The sequence below is a fragment of the Streptomyces atratus genome, assembly GCF_014648655.1.
GTDB classification, from domain to species: domain Bacteria; phylum Actinomycetota; class Actinomycetes; order Streptomycetales; family Streptomycetaceae; genus Streptomyces; species Streptomyces atratus.
In genome coordinates, this window is the sequence record NZ_BMRN01000004.1 from 73,662 (window position 1) to 92,197 (window position 18,536).

The window sequence follows — 18,536 nt, forward strand, 5'->3', positions numbered from 1 at the left end:
CCAGCAGGTTCCGACCCTGCTGTCACCTGCGGGAGTGGGCCTTGTTCGCTGCGGTACGCATGCGTTTGGCCAGCCGCTTGTCGACGCCGCGCAGGCCCTCACCCAGTTCGGCGAGCACCAGGGGGGTGGCTGGGTGCTGCACTCGCCACAGCTCGTCCACCCGCTGTTCGAGCGCCTCCGGCGCCGTGTTCCAGTTCTCCAGGAAGCCCTGGGTCAGCTCCTCGCTCTCCTGAGCACTGGCGAGGATCGACAGTCCGTCGACGAGCAGCCACAATCCGGCCTCCTCCGCCCGCGCCGGGTCCATGTGTGCTTCTGCCCCAGGGTGTGCGCCCAGGGTCGCGGTGGCCACCTGGCGGCATCCCTCGATGTCGGAGTCCGCTGCCTTGCGCAGCACGCGCCGTGCCCGGGGGTCGTGGAGGTCGGCCAGCACCAGTTGGGCCACGGCACGCTTCGCCGCTGCCTCGGAGCCGTCTCCCGCGCATGCGTCGAGCAGCCCTACCGCGGCATCCGCCGCCGTACGGTGTGCCAGCCACCCTTCGACCTCCCGGCGCATCTCCTCGGGGGAGTAGCCCAGGAGCCCCTGGAGCAGAGCGCCGGCGTCGGCTTCGGCGTACTCACCGAGCAGGGGCGCGGGCACACCGCACTCCATCAGATAGGCGCGGAGCCCGTAGCGGCCGAGCTGGGTGAGCCGCATGCGGTGCCCGCGCTTGTCGTCCCACGACCGATCCGACGCCGCCGCCGAGGTTCCTGAACCGCCGCCCAGCTCCTGTCCGACCATGGAGTTCAGGAGTGTGCGCAGATTCTCCTCGGCCGAATCGCCGCCGTCACCGGGCTCGTAGTCCACCGCACCCAGCAGGGCGAGCCTTTCCCCGAGCTCGCTGAAGGACGCCGCGAACAGCGCCTGGAAGAGATCGAACTCCGGCCCGTTCTCGCCCACCTCGCGGGCCTTCGCACGCAGGTCGTCGACATCCACCCAGGCGTCGTCCGGGGCGTCGTACAGCAGGCCGACCAGTGAGTCGGCGATCTCGGCCGTCAGCTCGCCCAGTTCACCGTGCCACCCGTCCAGCACCCCCGTCTCACCGATCTCCTCCAGTAGATCGCCCATAGTGGCGGCCCAGAATTCCGGAAGGTCCTCACCGGTGAAGTCGGTTGCCGTGCCACCCCATGCGCGGCCCCCGCTGATCGTGATCAACCCGCCATCCACGGCGAGCCACCACGGATCATCGAGAACGGAAACGTCCTTGGCGCTGCGCAGCGATTTCAACGCACGAGCCCGCGCGACGGCATCGGCATACGGCGAGTCGTCGCCGGCCAGCTTCCACAGCCGGAGCTCCTCGACAGCCTCACGGGCGAGCGCGGGCCGCAGCACCCGGCCGGCGGTGACCTGCCGTCCCTCGCGGCACCAGGCGGCGAGCCGCAGCGCCGCGTCGAAGAGCGGAACACCCCGCACGGCAGCGACAAGGTCCTCCTGCGGTGCCAGGGTCACCGGGCGCAGCACAGGCATATCCTCGGCCGGTCCGTCGACTCCGGCATCGACCGCATCGCCCACCCCGCACTGCCCGCAGGTACACAACGCCACGTCCTCGGCGGTCAGCCGACGGACACCGCCGCGCCCGGCCCGATCACCGGCCGACGGCTTCGCACTGCCGGACACCGTGTCCGGCGTCAACCGGGCCAGCCGCGCGGTGATCCCGTCCCGGTCGAAGGCCGACGGCTCGTAACCGGCCGCCCGCAGTTCGGCAACGAGCTCACCGTACGGGCCATCCCCGGCCCCGTCCGGGGTGTCGAGGAACTCCAGCACCTCGGCCAGCCCCCACACGCCGCCGATGTCCTCGGCCGGTACATCGGCACGACGCCCGCCGACGCAGCGCACCGTCCGCTTCGCGCCGTCCGGGCGGGGCAGTGTCTTCTCCAGCGTGATCCCGTGCTCCCAGTCGTCGCCGAAGTCGTAGACGTAGCGCAGCCGTGCTCCCTCCTCGGCCAGCACGTCGCCGAGCGCGGTGGCGTCCTCGTCGCCGACCCCGCGGCCGAAGCCGAGATCGATGTCGGTGAGTCGGGCCGTGTCGCCGTACCCCCGGCCGAACTCGTCGGTGAAGAGGTGCAGATGGCCACCGTGCCATCCGAAGGCGACCTGGATGGCGTCGTGCAGCGTCCCGAGTGACGTGTCGGACGGCAGCACAAGGCGCCGCCACAGGGGCGGTCTCGTACCGTGCAGCACGATCTTCAACTGGAGATCGGACGGGGCTGTCTTCCCGTCTCGCCACATCTGCTGCTCCCACCGCTCCGGGGCCACTCGAACGGCCCCATCATGGCGCTGTCCGTGTGCCCGGCTCAAACCCGGTTGCGGCGGCTACCGTCCTTGGGCACACACGGCCCCGCCGTCGCGCGCAGTGGATATCCTGCGTCCTTGCGACCATTCGCGGGCAGCGCAGGCGCTCGGGAGCACATGGCCCTACCGGCCACGGCTGTCGCAGCCCTCAGCGTGTACAGACGCAGCGTGATGCCGGGTTTCGTAGCCCGTCCAGGTGACCGAGAGCTCTTGGAGCTGATCGGTCTCGTCGGCAGCTTGTAGATGCGGTCTCGTCCGGATTCGATCAGTCGATGTCCGGATCATCGGACTCTTCGAGGGTTCGGGTCGCGAGGACGTCGGCCCACTCCACGGCCCAGGCGCGGAGAGCGGTGATGGTGGCGTCATCGAGCCCATAGGCGGCGAAGGCTTCGTCGTCGGTTCACTCGGCGCCCGTGAGGTTCGACTGCAGATCCTCGCGCTCGAAGCGCCCACGGGCATGGCGGCGGCCGAACTCCTCGAGCTCGGCAGTGGTCCAGCGGCGGGAGGCGAGGCCAGCATCTCCTGGCGCCCGACCGTAGCCTGAAACGTCGTCAGGTGTCCTGGCATCTCATAGGCACCGTCGTGCAGCAGCCACAGCGCTTTCAGCTCGTCCGGCAGGGGGCAGCCGACGACCTGCTCGGCACACGGTCCAACTGCTCGCAGGTCGTGGGCGGTCGGAGCCTCGCGCGCGACGTGGGGGCGTGCGCCTGCAACCACGTCTCTGTTCGGCCCCACGCCGCTGTCACGGCAGTCCCACCGGCCAGGAAAGATGGCCGCGGCATCTGCGGCGGGCCTTCAGCCCGAGGTAATGCGAACGACCCCCTGGCTTCACCTCACGCGAACGTGTGAAACCATCACGCCCCGTAAAAGCCGCCCACCCCCGTAACAACGGGCGAAGAACCGTTCCGCACCTCAACTCCAGCCTTGAACGGCCACCCAATCCCATCCTCAGCGCATGCCACCGTGTCCGCTGGGCGCCACCACGCCCACCCCACCGACCCGAAGCGAGGCATGGTGAAGAAGTCCATCGCGTGCTGGACCGCAGCAGCGGCATGCGCTCTGCTCGCCCTCACCGGAACCGCCGAAGCCTCCGATGCCACCATGGCCAAGCCCAAGACGTGGTACTCCACCGCCGTCTGTGGTGTCGAGAAGATCGGAAGCGGCGACCACGGCAAGAAGCAGCTCAAGGGCACCGGAAAGGGAAAGAGCAAGTCGGAGGCCGAAAAGAGCGCCCAGCGAGATGTACAAGCCCAGATCAGCAAGAAGTACGGAAAGGGGCACCGGGCGCACCACTGCACCTTCCGCAGCTCCAGGCGGTAGGCCCCGCGTCCGTGGAGACACGTGAACAACAGAAAGCGTAAGAAGCTGCCGAAGCGGCTTGCCGCGGCTGCCGGTGACGGACACGTCGGACTTCTCCAGCGACTCCTCGCCCAAGGGGCCGATCCCGACACCCGCGACCCTGACGGAGCCACACCGCTCTACCTTGCCGCCGCCCAAGGTGAAAACCGCTGCGCCGAGCTGCTCCTGGCGGCCGGGGCCTTGCCCAACGCCGAATCCCGGGGATGGCGCAGCGGACTACCACTCGCCGCAGCCGCTACCAAAGCGAACCTGCCCCTTGTCGAGCTGCTGCTACGTCATGGAGCCGACCCGCACCTTCGGGAGTCGGGGGGCGGCTCGGCGCTCGACTGGGCACAGGGCTGGAGCGACGACACCGAGGAGCGGCAAGCTGTCCTGGACCGGCTGCGCAACCTCACCGCTTGAACCGTCCCCACCGCACGGCCGGCACCTCCGGTTTGCCGAGTGCTGCTGGGGGTGCCCCTATTTGTTTCGTCAACCCCGGCTGGGATTGGTAGCTGCTGGCGCTGTAAGCAGCCCCGCTGGCAGCGCATCGGTCGGGCGGCCCGTACCGGGGACGCCGCCCAGTACACCGTCGACCTCCGTGGCTCCGACATCGGGCCTGATCAGCTCGACAGCCCCTCCTGCTCGCCGTGCTCCCCCTCTGGTGGGCGACTTCGTTCGCCCGGGCCGAAGAAGGCATGCCGTTCTGGATGTTCGCCGCCGTCACCGGGTTCGGCAGTGTCTCCATCGTGCTCATGGCTGCCGACGATCGGGCCACCACGGTCTCCGACCCGGCCGGTGCCGTCACGGTGGAGGCGATCCGCTTCCTGGAAGCGCTGCTCATCCCGGCCCGGCGCGGTACGCAGGACCCCGCGCTCGATGCCCACGGCAAGCAGTTCCGGCGCCTCTGCAACGTTCTGCGCGCCCATGCCCGGCACGGAACCCGCACGATGCCGCCCGCTGTTCGCGAGAGCGTGCGGGAAACCACGGAACGCCTGATCGCGGCACTCGCCGATGGCAACCAGCGCTACCTCCTCGGTGAGGGAGCGGACCGTTCCGCCGCCGAGCGTGACCTGTCCCGGCTCGTCGCCGACGTACTCCGGCACAGCTGCCGCGCCCGTGCCCGGCGGGACAGCCTGGTCATCGTCGACCCCCGGCTCCTCGCGAACGCCCCGGAACGCGAAGGGGCGGGTTCCCCGACCGAGCCGCTGAGGAGCCGGTTGCTGGCCGGTGCGGGCAGGATCGCGGTGGCCGCGGGGCTTCTCGCCGGGGCGTTCCTGCTCCCGGGTGGGGGAGAAGTATCGGGCCTGCTGGCGGCTGCGGGCCTGGCCGGTGTCGCCACGACCTGCACACCCCTTCGCGAATTCCTGAACCGGGGCGGAGAGCTTCTCACCGGCCGTTCGTCCACCGCCGGGGAACCCGAGGCGGCGGGTGATGAGCCGAGTCGATCGGCACCGTCCCCCTCCCCGCCTTGCCCCCACTGCGCTGATCGTTCAGCCGTCACCGCGGGATCACGGCCGGTAGGGTGAGGAGGCCAGGACGGACAGAGCGACCCGGCACGACACGAGGGCGAGGGCGACGGACGACATGGCCGCGCTGGAGGACAGCAGCCAGGGGCGCACACGGGACCGGCGGTCGGTCTATGAGCGGTACCAGGAGACGCCGGGGGAGTACCTCGTCACCCTGGACGAGCTCTTCGGCCGGGAGACCGCTTCCGACGGGCAGCCCACCGACGTCGAGCGGGAAGTCACCGATGAGGGCGTCGACCAGATCACCTCGCCCTTCGACCCCGAGCACATCGACATCGAGACCCGCACGACCACGGTCGACCTGCTGATCTCCCGGCTCCGCAACGAGATGATCGACCTCGCGCCCGACTTCCAGCGCCGGGCCGGCATCTGGACGGATGAGAAGCAGAGCCGTCTGATCGAGTCGCTGCTTCTGCGCATTCCCATCCCGTCCTTCTACGCCGCCGAGCAGAAGGATGGCAGCTGGGCCATCGTGGATGGTATTCAGCGCCTGACCTCTATCGCTCGCTTCTTCGACGCCGAGACGGTGGATGCCGCTCCGTTGAAGTTGAAGGGCCTGGAGTACCTGCGCAACTTCGCGGGGGCGGGCTTCCACGACCTCTCCGGCAAGCTCCAGATCCGGTTGCGCGAGACCGAGGTCGTTGTCCATGTCATCCGGCGCGGCACCCCCGAGCCGGTCATGTTCAACGTCTTCGCCCGCATCAACACCGGCGGCGAACCCCTCACCCGACAGGAGATCCGGCACGCGCTGATCCCGGGCCGCTCCAGGACCTTCCTCGCGGAGCTCGCCGAGTCCGAGGAGTTCCGCAGCGCCACCGGGTACAGCGTGGTCGGGGACCGGATGGCCGACCGCGAGATGGTCCTTCGTTTCCTGGCTTTCCGGCTGACTCCTCCGGACGGATACCGCAACGGTGACTTCGACGGTTTCCTGGCGGATGCCATGCACCTCATCAACCGCTTCGGTCACGAGGACGAGGTGCGGCTGCGGAACGATTTCACCAGCGCCATGACCGTGGCCCAGGCGATCTTCGGCGTCCATGCCTTCCGCAAGTACCGCTCGGGCCAGCAGCGCAAGTCCCCCATCAACAAGGCCCTGTTCGAGACCATCGCGGTGAACCTGGCCGGGCTTGCCCCGTTCCAGCACGACATGCTGAGGCAGCTGGACGCGCCGGAAGCCTTCGCGGACCTCATGGAGGACACGGAGTTCGAACGGTCCATCTCCGTGGCCACCGGCGACCCCAAGAAGGTACGGAAGCGGTTCGAAGCCGTGCAGGAACTCTTCGAAGACCTCCTCGAACACGGAGACGCCTGACAGTGATCACCCAACTCACCCTGGTCAACTTCAAGGCGTTCCGCCGCCTCGAACTCCCGATGGGACCGCTGACTCTCCTCACCGGCCTGAACTCGTCAGGCAAGAGCAGCGTTTTACAGGCGCTGGCCCTGTTGCGCCAGTCGTTCGGACCTGATCGGTCGACTTCTCCTGAAGAGGGCCTGCTGCTCAACGGCGAGCTGGTCGAAGTGGGCACAGCACGAGACGTGCTGCATGACGATTTCGGCTCTGCGGACGACTTGCTCGCAACCGACGCACCTGTGGTGGGCTTCGTGGTCGATGACGAAGTGGATGATGAATTCGACGATGGAAACGTCGGCCGGTTCATCGCCCGTTACGACCTTCAGCAGCCCGACGAGGATGTGATGGAGGCCTACGACTTCCCCGGGTGGCGAGGGTTCCTGAGCCTGCCCTTTCAGTACCTCCATGCCGACCGCATCACCCCCGCCGTCACATACCCGCGCTCCCGTCAGGTCGCCATCGACCGCGGCTTTCTCGGTGTACGCGGCGAACACACCGTCAACTACCTGCGATACAACGCCGAGCGCGAGGTTCCCGACGGCCCGCTCCGTCACCCGAATGCGACCTCTCCTCAGCTCCTCGACCAGACCGTCGCCTGGATGCAGGAACTCTGCCCCGGCGTGAACCTCCAGGCCACCGCCATCGAGGGCACCGACTTTGTCCGTCTCTCCTACGGCTTCGGTGGAACCGCCGGGATCAATGCCACCCGCCGCCGTCGGCCCACCAACGTCGGCTTCGGTCTCACGTACGCCCTGCCGATCGTGGTCGCCTGTCTCACCACGACGCCCGAGAGTCTGATCCTGCTGGAGAACCCCGAAGCCCACCTGCACCCCAAGGGGCAGACCAGGATGGCGGCCCTGATCTCCGCGGCCGCCGCCACCGGGGCGCAACTGGTGGTCGAGACCCACAGCGACCACGTCCTCAACGGCGTCCGCCTTGCCGTCAAACGAGGGGACCTGCGGCCGGACGACGCCGTCATCCACTTCTTCCGGGGCAACGGCTCGGGCGCCGAGGTCATCAGCCCCCGCGTCGACGAGGACGGCATGCTCGCCCAGTGGCCCGAAGGGTTCTTTGATGAATGGGAGAACTCGCTGGATCAGTTGCTGGACTGACGAGGAGTCACCGCAAACCGAGGGGGAACGCGTGCCTCTGTTATTCCTGAACGAGAAGTCCTGTGCCACCACCTGCGACCCGGACCGCGCCGATGCGGCCATGGCCGACCTCGTCGACGCGGTGCGCGCCGTCGCCAAGGAGCATCCGGGCGATACCTCGCTGGTCAGCGAGGTCGAACTCAAGTCGCTGGAAATCGCCGAGGGATACCCGATCGGCAAGTGGATCGGAGCCAGCCCGAAGAACCACGTCCGCTGGCAGCGTCTCCTGAGCCTGCGGAACAGATCCCCGGTCCGCAGCGTCTACCCGGCACCGGACGCCGACGGTAATCTCGAATACCGCCACGAGGGCGAGGAAGCCCTGGCCCTGGGCGCCGCGCACTTCATGGACGGCATCGCGGTCAGCCTTCCGGTGGCCCACGAGTGGCAGACGCCGGCAGTCAGTGTCGAACGCAGCGAACTCGTCGAACTCGACGACGGCTCCTTGGAGTTCGAGCGCGACTGTGTCGACGTCCGGCACATCTCGGCCCCGCCGCACGTCGACGAACACCTCGGCTGGATCCGGGAGTCGAGCCTGGCCAGGGCAGCCACGGGGCGCCAGATCTGGGAACGCAAGGCCGACCTGTACCCGAGCCTCCAGTTCCTGCCCCGCACCGAAGCCCAGCTGAGCGACCTCGACCCGCGCTGGGTCGTGCCCGTACGGCGCTGCCTGGAGCGGCTGGACGCCGCAGCCGCCGCATGGGACCCGGCCACGATGCATGAGCCGGAATGGCAGAGCAAGGTGACTCCGGAGGGCGAGACGCGCAAGCGGGTGTGCCGGTTCGAGGACGACGGGGAGTGGGAGACATTCCACCTCCACGCCCGCTTCACCCCGGGAGCCGGCCGTATCCACCTCCGTCCCATCGGGGAGGAAGGCAAGATCCGCATCGCACACGTCGGCGGCAAGATCCGGCCGGACCTCTGACCCTTCTCAGAACAGCGCCTCCTGCCTCTCCGGCATGCATGGCCCCTTCACCTTGGGCGCCGGGGGAACCGGAGGAGTCGTTTCCGGGACCGGGGACGCCACTTCCGGGACCGGAGCTGCCACTTCCGGGACCGGTGCGGGCACGGCAGGAGCCGCCTCCGGCACACCCGGCTCGGGCTTCCGCCTGCGCCTCCGCTTCCCGCGCGGCTCCGGCACCCCACCCGCCAGCACCGTCTTCAACCGGTCCCGGGCCAGGGTCTCCAGCTGCCGGATGCGCTCCCGCGTGACGCCGTACTCCTTGCCGATCTCGTCCAGCGTGTGACGCTCGCCGTCCACCAGCTCGCTGCGCCGCCGCATCACATCGGCCTCGCGCTCGGCGAGGTCGGCGCGCGCCAGCAACTCCTCCACCCGCTGCAGCGAGTACTTGGGGTGGAGCACCTCCTCCGGCGTCGGCGCCAGGTGGAGTGTCGCGACCAGTTCGCCCAGATGCGTGCCGTCGCCGATCTCGCGGTCCAGGGAGTCCGTGGGCCGGCTGATAAGGCGCGGCACCGGATCGGGCAAGACGGAGTCCTTCCTGGTGCCCGTGCTCGACCACTGCCGACGCGCGCGGGCGGCCGGCCAGGACGGCGTCAAGGCGATCCTGCTGTACCCGATGAACGCGCTCGCCACCGACCAGGCCCAGCGCCTCAACGACCAACTGAAGGACCCGCGCCTCGCCCAGGTGTCCGCAGCTCTCTACATCGGCGATGAGCCGGCCACCGGCTACGCGTACGTGGAGACGGACCGGGCGCGCATCCGCGGCGGGCGGCCCGACATCCTCATCACCAACTACAAGATGCTGGACCTGCTGCTCCAGCGGGCCGAGGACGTACCGCTCTGGCAGGACGAAGCCCTCGCCTACGTCGTGGTCGATGAGTTTCACACCTACGACGGCGCCCAGGGCACGGACGTGGCCATGCTGATGCGACGGCTCGGCGCGGCCACCGGCAAGGTGCGACCGGGCCACCCGCTCAGCGATGTCTGCCCCGTCGACTGCGCCACCGGCAACTCCATACGCTTCCTCGGCCGCGGCCTCGCGCCGCTGGCCGCCGCCTCCGTCACCCAGCTGTTCACCGGCGGCGAGCTGGCCCCCGGACCGGAGCGGGGCACCCTCTTGTTCAACGACTCCGTGCAGGACGCCGCCCACCGCGCGGGCTTCGTCGCCAACCGGGCCTACGACTTCTCCCTGCGCGCCCTGCTGGCCGCCCAACTGGACGAGGAGACGGCCCGGCCGCTCGAAAATTGGACGTCACGCCCGGGTACGGGCACACATCCGGGACAATGGGCCGACGATGACTTCCCAGATCCCAGGCCCCGCCGACTACACCCCCTTCGCCCACCTCACCGTCCCCAACGCTCCCCTCTACCGCCAGGTGATGCGTGCCTTCCTCGTCGCCAAGGAGCGGTTCGCCGTGCACCTGCGGCCGGAAGACGTGTACGCCGCCCTGGACGCGGGGAGCCGGCCCGCCGACGTCGAGCCGGTGGTGAAGGCGCTCGACAGCCTCGTCACCTGGGGGAATCTGCGGGCCGATCCGGACCACGCGCGGGTGACGGCGGTCGAGGACTTCTACCGCAGGCGGTTCATCTACCAGCTCACGCGGGCCGGTGAGGCGGCCGAGGCGGCGCTGGGGACGTACGACGAGGTGCTGGGGCGGCGCGGGGAGCTTCAGGCGGTCGCGCTGCACGACATCGTCACGCAGTTGCGGGCGCTCCTGGTGATCGTGGCGGAGGATGAGCCGGATCCGGCGAAGGCTCACGTCGCCCTGTCCGTGCTGACCGCGCGCTTCGCCGACCTTGCCGACAACGCCCGTGCCTTCATGGGGTCGCTCCAGCGCACCATTGATCTGCACGACATCGAGGTCGAGGCGTTCCTCGCGTACAAGGACCGGCTGATCCAGTACCTGGAGCGGTTCATCCAGGACCTGATCACCCTCGGCGGGCGGATCGCGCTGCTGATCGGGGAGTTGGAGGATCAGGGGCGGGTGGGGCCGCTGTTGCGGCTTGCCGCCGCTCGGGAGGCTGCCGACGCCTCTCCCGAGGACGCCGAGCATGCGGAGGCGGTGGCGTACGAGCGGTGGGCGGGCCGGTGGTCGGGGCTCGCGCAGTGGTTCGTGTCGGGGGAGGGGCGGGAGTCGCAGGCCCGGCTGCTGCGGGGGCGCGCGCTCGGGTCGATTCCGCAGCTCCTCGCCGTCGTAAGGCAGTTGAACGAGCGGCGGGCCGGACGTTCCGACCGTTCGGCCGACTTCCGCACGCTGGCCCGGTGGTTCGCCCAGGCGCCGGACGACGAGGCGCGGCACCGGCTGTGGCGGGTGGCGTTCGGGCTGTATCCGTCCCGGCATCTCACCGTCGACGGCGACACCCTCGCCGAGCGGACGGCCGCGCCCGAGCCGGCCTCGACGCCGTGGGCCGAGTCGCGACCGCTGCGGATCAGCCCTCAGCTGCGCCGTACCGGCAGCTACGAGCGGCGTGGCAAGCCGCGCCGGGTGGCCGACCGGGGGGAGGCGAAGCGCAGGCTCGCCGAGATCGCCGCCCGGCAGGCGGGGGAGATCAAAGAGGCCCGGGAGCGGCTCGCGACGGGCGGGCCGGTGCGGCTGTCCCGGCTGGGGGAACTCGATCCGGTCGCCTTTCGGTTGTTCCTGCGGCTGCTCGGCGACGCCCTCGCCACCTGGCGGCCGGAGACGACGACCACCGTGGCCACCAGCGGGGACGGCTCCATGGAGATCCGGCTGACCGCACTCGACGACGGTTCGACGGCCGAAGTGCGCACACCCGACGGGGTGTTCAGCGGGCCCGACCATCTGATCGACATCATCGACCTCACGGAGGAGGTTTGGTTCGGTCCGCCCGTCGGGGCCGTGCCCGCCCCGGTCGGGGCCGGGCCGGTCGCGGGCTCGGAGGAGGGTCTGTGACCGGCCCGCTCGCCGAGATCCTCGACGGCCAGCGCGAGGCCGATCTCCAGCGCGCCGCGCGCGCCCTGCTGAAGGAGCCGCTGCTCACCGCCGACGGGCCGCAAGCCGACGAGTTCCGGCTGGTGCGACGGCACACCGCCGAACTGCGCGAGTGGTTCGAGCGCAACGCCGGCTGGACGCTGCGCACGGACGCCGACGCCGCGCGACTGCGCAAGACGCCGGGCACCCTCACCGACGCCACGCATCCCGCCCGCGAGGCCGCCCGGACCGCCCTGCCCTTCACCCGCCGCCGCTACGTCCTGCTCTGCCTGACGCTGGCCGCGCTGGAGCGGGGCGAGGCCCAGGTGGCGCTCGGCCGGCTCGCCGAACAGGTCGTGCTGGCCGCCGCTGATCCCGAACTCGTCGCCGCCGGGATCACGTTCACCCTGGAACGGCGCGACGAGCGCCTCGACCTCGCGGCCGTCGTACGACTGCTGCTGCGGGCAGGGGTGCTGCGGAGGGTGGCGGGCGACGAGGAGGCGTACGTCAGCGGATCCGGGGACGTGCTGTACGACGTACGGCGGCGTGTGCTGGCCGGGATGCCGGCGTCCCTGCGCGGCCCCTCCCTCGTCGAAACCGAGGACTTCGAGGAGCGGCTGGTGGAGATGACGGCGCAGACCGCCCTCGACAGCGACGAACTGAGGTTCCGTGCGATCCGCTGGAAGCTGACGCGCCGCCTCCTCGACGACCCGGTGCTCTACTACGACGACCTCACGGACGACGAACTGGCCTACCTCACCCGGCAGCGCGGCTTCATCACCGCGCGGATCGGCGAGCTGACCGGACTGGTGGCCGAGGTGCGCGCCGAAGGCATCGCCATGGTCGATCCGCTGGACGACCTCACCGACGTACGCATGCCGGAACAGGGCACGCACGGGCACGTCACCCTGCTGCTCGCCCAGCACCTGGCGGGGGCAGACCGGCCCGTCACACCGGCGGAGCTGGCGCTGCGGGTGCGTGAACTCGCCGCGGAGCACGGCAGCTTCTGGGCCAAGTCGGCCAGAGAGCCGGGCGCCGAGCCCGTACTCGTGGAGCAGGCCCTGGCGAAGCTGGAAGCGCTGGGGCTCGCTGAGCGCACCGAACGGGGTGTCGTGCCGCGACCGGCCCTCGCGCGGTACGCGGTCGGCGAGGCCGTCGTCAGAGAACCCGGGCCGGCCCGTCGGCACCCTGCCACGTCATCGGACACGATCGTGAAGAAAGAAAGGTGAATCGCGCCTTGACCGCGCTCCCGGCCCCCGTTCTCCCCAGCCCCGCTCCCGGCCGGTGGCGGCCCCTGCGTATCGGGCTCGTCGACCTGTTCCACTACGACGTCGAGGAGTTCTGGTTCCGCGACGGCCGGCTGCTGCTGCGAGGCAACAACGGCACCGGCAAGTCGAAGGTGCTCGCCCTCACCCTGCCGTTCCTGCTGGACGGGGATCTCTCCGCCCGCCGGGTCGAACCGGACGGTGACCCCGGCAAGCGGATGGAGTGGAACCTGCTGCTCGGCGGTGAGCACCCGCATCCGGAACGGCTCGGTTACACCTGGATCGAGTTCGGACGACTCGACGAGACCACGGGCGAGCCTCATTTCCGTACGCTGCTCTGCGGACTGAAGGCCGTCGCCGGACGCGGCATCGCCCGCCACTGGTTCGCCGTGACCGACCAGCGGATCGGCGCCGGACTCGACCTGCTCGACGCGACCGGTACGGCTCTGTCCCGGGACCGGCTCGCGGAGGCCGTCGGTAGCCGCGGCATGGTGTACGACACCGCGAAGACGTATCGCCGAGCGGTCGACGAAGCTCTCTTCGGGCTGGGGGAGCGGCGCTACGGCGCGCTCGTCGACCTCCTCATCCAGCTGCGCCAGCCCCAGTTGTCCAAGCGCCCCAACGAAGCCGCCCTGTCCCGGGCGCTGACGGAGGCGCTGGCGCCGATGGACCAGGCGGTCGTCGCCGACGCGGCGGAGGCCTTCCGGTCGCTGGACGAGGAGAAGGAGGAACTGCGGGCGGCGCGCGAGGCCGAAGCGGCCTCGTCGGGGTTCCTCGACCACTACCGGCGCTACGCCCGCATCGCCTCCCGGCGCCGGGCCCGCCTGCCCCGCACCGAACACGCCCGCTACGAGCACATCCAGCGGGAGCTCCTCAAGGCACAGGGCGATCGCGAACAGGCCGTGACAGACCGGGCGGAAGCCCAGGAGCGGGCGGCGTCGCTCGACGAGCGCGCGGCGCGGTTGAGCGCGCAGGACGCGGCCCTGCGGACCGGGCCCGAGATGCGCGACGCACGCGCACTCGACCAGGCGGCGGCCGACGCCTCCCGTACGGCGGCGGACCTGACGCGCTCCGAGGCGGACCGGCAGACGGCGTCCCAGGCACACACCCGGGCCCTGGGCAGGCTCGCCACCGCGACGAACCGGCTCACCGCCGCGCGGGAGACACTGGACGACATCCTGGGCCGTGTGGCCGACAGTGCCGCGGCGGCCCGGCTCGACGGCCCGCGGACCGAGGGAGCCCCCGCAGCGGCGCTGCGCCGCGCGGCGGACGAGGCGACGGCGAGCAGACGGCGTGCCGTCGGGCATGTGGAGGACCTCGCCGCGCGGGCCGAGCGTGCCGAGGAGACACGCAGGGCCGTCCGACTGCGCGCCGACGAGGCCGATGAGGAAGCCGTGCACAGCGGGGAGCTGCTGACCGAGGCGGAGGAAGGCGTCGAGGAAGCCGGGCGCGTGCTCGTCGAGGCCGTGCGGGAACACCTGTCCGGGTGTGTGGAGTTGCGGGTGGCCGGACTGCCGGGGGTCCTCGACGCGGTGCAGGGGTGGGTGAGTGGCCTGGACGGTCCTCACCCGGCACGTGTCGCCGCGACCGGAACCCACCGTGCCGTCGCCTCCCACCTGGCCGACCAGGCTGCCGCCCTGGCCCATCGCGAGGCGGCGACGGCAGAGCGGCAGCGGCTCGTGGCACAGGAACTGACCGCGCTCGAAACGGGCGGGCAGCGAGGTCCGTCTGCTCCGTACACCCGCACCCCCGATGCCCGGGCACGAGGCCTCGGGGCCCCGCTGTGGCGGCTCGTCGACTTCCGCCCGCACGTCACCGAGGCCGAACGCGCGGGACTGGAGGCTGCGCTGGAGGCGTCGGGGCTCCTCGACGCCTGGGTGCGGCCGGACGGTTCCGCGGTGGCGGCGGACGGGCACGACGTGCTCCTCGACCCCTTGGACCTGCCCGGCGACGGAGGTCTCGACCATGTGCTGTGTCCGGCGGTCAACCACGCGGACGTGGGGGCCGCCGCCGTGGGGGAACAGCCGGTCCGGCGCCTGCTGGCCTCGATCGGGCTGGCCGGCAAGAACAGTGATGGGCCGGCGCAGGACGTCCGGGAGACGGGCGGCAACCGCACATGGGTCGCCACGGACGGGCGCTTCCGCGTCGGTGCGTTGACCGGAAGCTGGGCCAAGGACAGCGCCCAGTATGTGGGGGAAGGAGCGCGGGAACAGGCGCGCCGCACCCGGATCGGCGAACTGCACGTCGAGCGGGAGGCGTTGGAAGCGGAGAGGGAGCAGCTGGCCGAGGCGCTGCGCGCGGTGACTGGGCGCCGTGAGGAGCTCGACGCCGAGCTCGCGGCCGTACCCGGCGACGACGACCTGCGCCACGCGCACGCACGGGTCACCGCCGCGGCCGACGCGCTCCAACGGGCCCGTGCCCGGCAGCGGGAGCGGGCTGCCGAACTGGACAGGGCGGCCGACGAGGCCGACCATACGGCGACCGAACTCAGCGAGACGGCGGCCGCCATGAACCTCCCCACCGACCGGGAGGGGCTGGCCTCCGTGCACCAGGCGCTCGCCGATCACACCGCCCACCTCGCGGCGCTGTGGCCGGCCCTGCGTGAGCGCGCGGACGCCGAGCACGCGGTCACCGGGGATCAGGCCGAGACCGGCCGGGCCGAACTCCTTGTCTCCGAACTCACCGAGCGCACCACGGAAGCGGCACGTCGCGCCGCCTCGGCGGACGAACACCTGCGGACTCTCCGTTCCACCGTCGGAGCGGCCGTCGCCGAGCTCCAGCGGCGGCTGGAGGAGACCGCTGGTGCCGCCCGAGTCTGTGAGAGTGAGCAGCAGCGAGCACAGGCGGACATTCGCGACGCGGACCGGCGGGCGAGCCATGCCGAGGGACGCATCGAGCGGCTCAACGAGGACGTCACGGACGCCACGGCCGCGCGTGAGCGCGCCGTCGCGGCGCTCCAGCGGTTCGTCTCGACCGGGCTGCTCGCCGTCGCCCTCCCCGACATCGTCGTACCGGATCACGGCGGCGGCACGTGGGCGGCGACCCCTGCCGTGAGCCTCGCCCGTGCCATCGAGTCCCGGCTCTCGTCCACCGACGATTCGGACGCGGCTTGGGAACGCGTTCAGAAGCGACTGAGCGAGGAGTTCGGCAGGCTGCAGGACGCGCTCTCCCGGCACGGTCACACCGCCACGGCCCGTCCGAGCGAGGACGGCATGCGGGTCGACATCGTCTACCAGGGCCGGCAACGCGCCGTGCCCGAACTCGCCGAGGCCCTGGCCACGGAGGTCGCCGAACTGACCCGCATCCTGTCGGCGCACGAACGCGAGATCCTGGAGACCCATCTGATCACCGAGGTCGCCGGGACACTCCAGGAGCTGATCGGAGCCGCCGAACGCCAGGTGCGCGCCATGAACCAGGAACTGGAGGAGCGCCCGACCTCGACCGGAATGAAGCTGCGCCTGGTGTGGCGGGCCTCCCGCCGGGCCCCGCAGGGGCTGGCTCAGGCCCGGGAACGGCTGCGCCAGTCGGCCGACGCCTGGTCGCCGCAGGACAGGGCCGCAGTCGGCGTGTTTCTCCAGGAGCAGATCGCTCGCCGCCAGGCCGACGACAGCACGGGCAGTTGGCAGGAGGACCTCACCGCCGCCCTCGACTACCGGGCCTGGCACGAGTTCGGCGTCGAACGGCACCAGCACGGCAAGTGGGTGCCCGCCACCGGGCCCGCCTCCGGCGGCGAACGCGTCCTGGCGGCGTCCGTGCCCCTCTTCGCCGCCGCGTCCTCCCACTACGCGAGCGCGGGCGGCGCGCACGCCCCCCGGCTGGTCACCCTGGACGAGGCGTTTGCCGGAGTGGACGACGATTCCCGCGCCAAGTGTCTCGGCCTGCTGCGTGCCTTCGACCTCGACGTCGTCATGACCAGCGAACGGGAATGGGCCTGCTACCCGCAAGTGCCCGGCATCGCCATCGCACAGCTCTCCCGCGTCGACGACATCGACGCCGTCCTGGTGACCCGCTGGGAATGGGACGGCAGCGACCGACGGCGCGGCACCGAGCCAGGCGTCACCCCGCGTGCGACGGCGGTTCCCCTCCAGGCCGATGGCTGCGAACGGGAGGGCGAAGACGCGGCGGGACCGATCGCCGGGACGGTGCGGACCGCTGGTGCGGAGGGCGTCGGAGAACAGGAGTCCCTGTGGACGTGAACCCTCCCGCTCGGCCGGCCGCTGCTGTACGAGCGCCCGGACCTCGGGCACCGGGGCATCGGGAGGGGCCGGCGGACGTTGTTGCGGCGGAGCAGCCCGGGACACCGCAGACCGAAGGACAGACCGGCCGGGCCGACGCCGAACGCCTCGGACGGCTGCTCGGAGGCCCCGGCCTCGCCTGGCTTCTGGAACGCGTCCGTCAGCGGATGGCCGGCGGCCGGCCCCTCACCGGAGCGGTCACCCTGGCGCACCCCGACGAACCTCAGCGCCGAGCCGCTGAGCGCCTTCTGGGACGTGCCCCGAGCGCGGGCCGCTCCCTGACGGTACGCCTCGACGCGGTGGACGCGATCCTGCGCCGCTCAGGTGCCGGCCCCGACGGCCTGGGGGCCGCGGTGGTGGCCCTGACCGGACCCGTCGCCGTGCACGCGGATGTACGCGGCCGAGAGGAACGGGCCTGGGAGGAGGCGTACGCCCCGTTCGGCGCCCTGGATTCCGGGCTCGCCGACTGGGCGGAACGGATCCGCAGGGACGGTGTCCTACGGCGGCTCGCGCGCACGCCGGAAGCCGCCGCCCCTCTGGTGAGCGCCGCTGTGCGGGTGCTGCGTGCGCTGCCCGCGGTTCCCCCGACGTCACGTGCGACGTTCGCGGCACGCCATCTCTCCGGTGCCCATGCCCTGGACGAGGGAACTCCGCTTGCGGCTCTCGTCCTGTCGGGGCTCCGGTCCCTCACGGGTTTTCCCGACGGCTCCGGTGCCGAGTGGCGACGGGAAGCCTGGGCATCGGCCGGATTGCTCAAGGACGATGTGTCATCGACCGTCCTGACCCTCAACCTGCGAGGTACACCGGCCCTCGACTGGATGGCCGAGGCGGGGGAGCCCACGGTCCTGACGCTGCGTTCGCTCACCCGCCACGCTCCGAGCAGCGTCCTCTCAGGGACAGGAGCCGTGCACGTGTGTGAGAACCCGGCCGTCCTGTCCGCCGCTGCCGACGCCTTCGGCCCGGCGTGCCCGCCCATGGTGTGCCTTCAGGGACAGCCCTCGGCGGCTGCGCTCACTCTGCTGCGCGGCCTGTCCGCGCAGGGAGCCGGACTTCTCTACCACGGTGACTTCGACTGGGGTGGGGTGCGCATCGCCACGGCGCTGGGGCGCGGTGCCCCGTGGCGGCCTTGGCGGTATGGAGCGGCCGACTACCGGGCGGCCGTGCCCAGGGTGACGGAGCCGCAGCAGTTGGCCGGCGCGTCCGCCGCGACTCCGTGGGATCCGGCCTTGACCGTTGCCCTCACCGAGTACGGAGTTCGTGTCGAAGAGGAGGCGGTGCTCGACGATCTGCTCTCGGACCTGGAAAAGCAGGCCCGTCGAGGCGCATCGCGAAATGCCGAGCGCTCCGCACCGAGCTTGCCGTGGAGTACGACCCGGTAGGCGTCGGCCTCCTCGGCGGTCTGGCGGGAAGTCTCCGGCCACGGGTGCTGCCAGGTGTCACAGGAACAGGC

12 protein-coding genes and 2 pseudogenes are annotated in these 18,536 nt (G+C 71.0%); 11 read left to right on the forward strand and 3 right to left on the reverse strand.

The window, feature by feature from the left end:
• Window positions 1–22: 22 nt before the first annotated feature.
• Together IEZ15_RS08395 and IEZ15_RS46700 are read right to left on the reverse strand one after the other, a co-directional pair.
• Window positions 23–2,266: a plasmid pRiA4b ORF-3 family protein gene (locus IEZ15_RS08395; RefSeq protein WP_189275472.1), complete on the reverse strand. Its 2,244-nt coding sequence runs from the start codon at window positions 2,264–2,266 to the stop codon at window positions 23–25.
• 328 nt (window positions 2,267–2,594) lie between these two features.
• Window positions 2,595–2,849, reverse strand: a pseudogene (locus IEZ15_RS46700) (hypothetical protein); the annotation flags it as partial.
• Window positions 2,850–3,292: 443 nt separating this feature from the next.
• Between IEZ15_RS46700 and IEZ15_RS08400 the strand changes: the two are divergent.
• From IEZ15_RS08400 to IEZ15_RS08425, 6 genes are all read left to right on the forward strand, one after another.
• Window positions 3,293–3,649: a hypothetical protein gene (locus tag IEZ15_RS08400; RefSeq protein ID WP_189275474.1), complete on the forward strand. Its 357-nt coding sequence runs from the start codon at window positions 3,293–3,295 to the stop codon at window positions 3,647–3,649.
• Window positions 3,650–3,670: 21 nt separating this feature from the next.
• Entirely contained in the window at window positions 3,671–4,090 is a 420-nt protein-coding gene (locus IEZ15_RS08405; protein WP_189275476.1) for an ankyrin repeat domain-containing protein, read from the forward strand.
• Window positions 4,091–4,317: 227 nt separating this feature from the next.
• Window positions 4,318–5,196 (forward strand): hypothetical protein, encoded by an 879-nt coding sequence (locus IEZ15_RS08410; protein WP_189275478.1) that lies wholly within the window; start codon window positions 4,318–4,320, stop codon window positions 5,194–5,196.
• A gap of 58 nt (window positions 5,197–5,254) precedes the next feature.
• Window positions 5,255–6,508, forward strand: a complete 1,254-nt coding sequence (locus IEZ15_RS08415) for a DUF262 domain-containing protein (protein WP_189275480.1) — start codon at window positions 5,255–5,257, stop codon at window positions 6,506–6,508.
• A gap of 2 nt (window positions 6,509–6,510) precedes the next feature.
• Window positions 6,511–7,659, forward strand: a complete 1,149-nt coding sequence (locus IEZ15_RS08420) for an AAA family ATPase (RefSeq protein ID WP_189275482.1) — start codon at window positions 6,511–6,513, stop codon at window positions 7,657–7,659.
• A gap of 31 nt (window positions 7,660–7,690) precedes the next feature.
• Window positions 7,691–8,620, forward strand: a complete 930-nt coding sequence (locus tag IEZ15_RS08425) for a hypothetical protein (protein WP_189275484.1) — start codon at window positions 7,691–7,693, stop codon at window positions 8,618–8,620.
• A gap of 6 nt (window positions 8,621–8,626) precedes the next feature.
• On the opposite strand, the gene IEZ15_RS44535 is transcribed toward IEZ15_RS08425, so the two are convergent.
• Window positions 8,627–9,181: a sigma factor-like helix-turn-helix DNA-binding protein gene (locus IEZ15_RS44535; protein WP_373302523.1), complete on the reverse strand. Its 555-nt coding sequence runs from the start codon at window positions 9,179–9,181 to the stop codon at window positions 8,627–8,629.
• Between the two features lie 22 nt (window positions 9,182–9,203).
• On the opposite strand from IEZ15_RS44535, the pseudogene IEZ15_RS08430 reads away from it, so the two are divergent.
• From IEZ15_RS08430 to IEZ15_RS08450, 5 genes and pseudogenes are all read left to right on the forward strand, one after another.
• Window positions 9,204–9,533: pseudogene (locus tag IEZ15_RS08430) on the forward strand (DEAD/DEAH box helicase); the annotation flags it as partial.
• A gap of 502 nt (window positions 9,534–10,035) precedes the next feature.
• Window positions 10,036–11,568 (forward strand): TIGR02677 family protein, encoded by a 1,533-nt coding sequence (locus IEZ15_RS08435; RefSeq protein ID WP_373302524.1) that lies wholly within the window; start codon window positions 10,036–10,038, stop codon window positions 11,566–11,568.
• Window positions 11,565–12,815: a TIGR02678 family protein gene (locus IEZ15_RS08440; protein WP_189275489.1), complete on the forward strand. Its 1,251-nt coding sequence runs from the start codon at window positions 11,565–11,567 to the stop codon at window positions 12,813–12,815. Before IEZ15_RS08435 ends, IEZ15_RS08440 begins: the two co-directional genes overlap by 4 nt.
• A gap of 8 nt (window positions 12,816–12,823) precedes the next feature.
• Window positions 12,824–17,047 (forward strand): TIGR02680 family protein, encoded by a 4,224-nt coding sequence (locus tag IEZ15_RS08445; RefSeq protein ID WP_189275491.1) that lies wholly within the window; start codon window positions 12,824–12,826, stop codon window positions 17,045–17,047.
• Complete coding sequence (locus tag IEZ15_RS08450; protein WP_189275976.1) at window positions 17,044–18,465, forward strand: TIGR02679 family protein; 1,422 nt, start codon at window positions 17,044–17,046, stop codon at window positions 18,463–18,465. The genes IEZ15_RS08445 and IEZ15_RS08450 overlap by 4 nt, the downstream gene beginning before the upstream one ends.
• Window positions 18,466–18,536 lie beyond the last annotated feature (71 nt).

What these genes read in the sequence shown, in the direction of transcription:
- IEZ15_RS08435 (WP_373302524.1), top strand. Translation starts at nt 10,036, where the DNA reads ATGCGTGCCTTCCTCGTCGCCAAGGAGCGGTTCGCCGTGCACCTGCGG.
- IEZ15_RS08415 (WP_189275480.1), top strand. Translation starts at nt 5,255, where the DNA reads ATGGCCGCGCTGGAGGACAGCAGCCAGGGGCGCACACGGGACCGGCGG.
- IEZ15_RS08395 (WP_189275472.1), bottom strand. Translation starts at nt 2,266, where the DNA reads ATGTGGCGAGACGGGAAGACAGCCCCGTCCGATCTCCAGTTGAAGATC.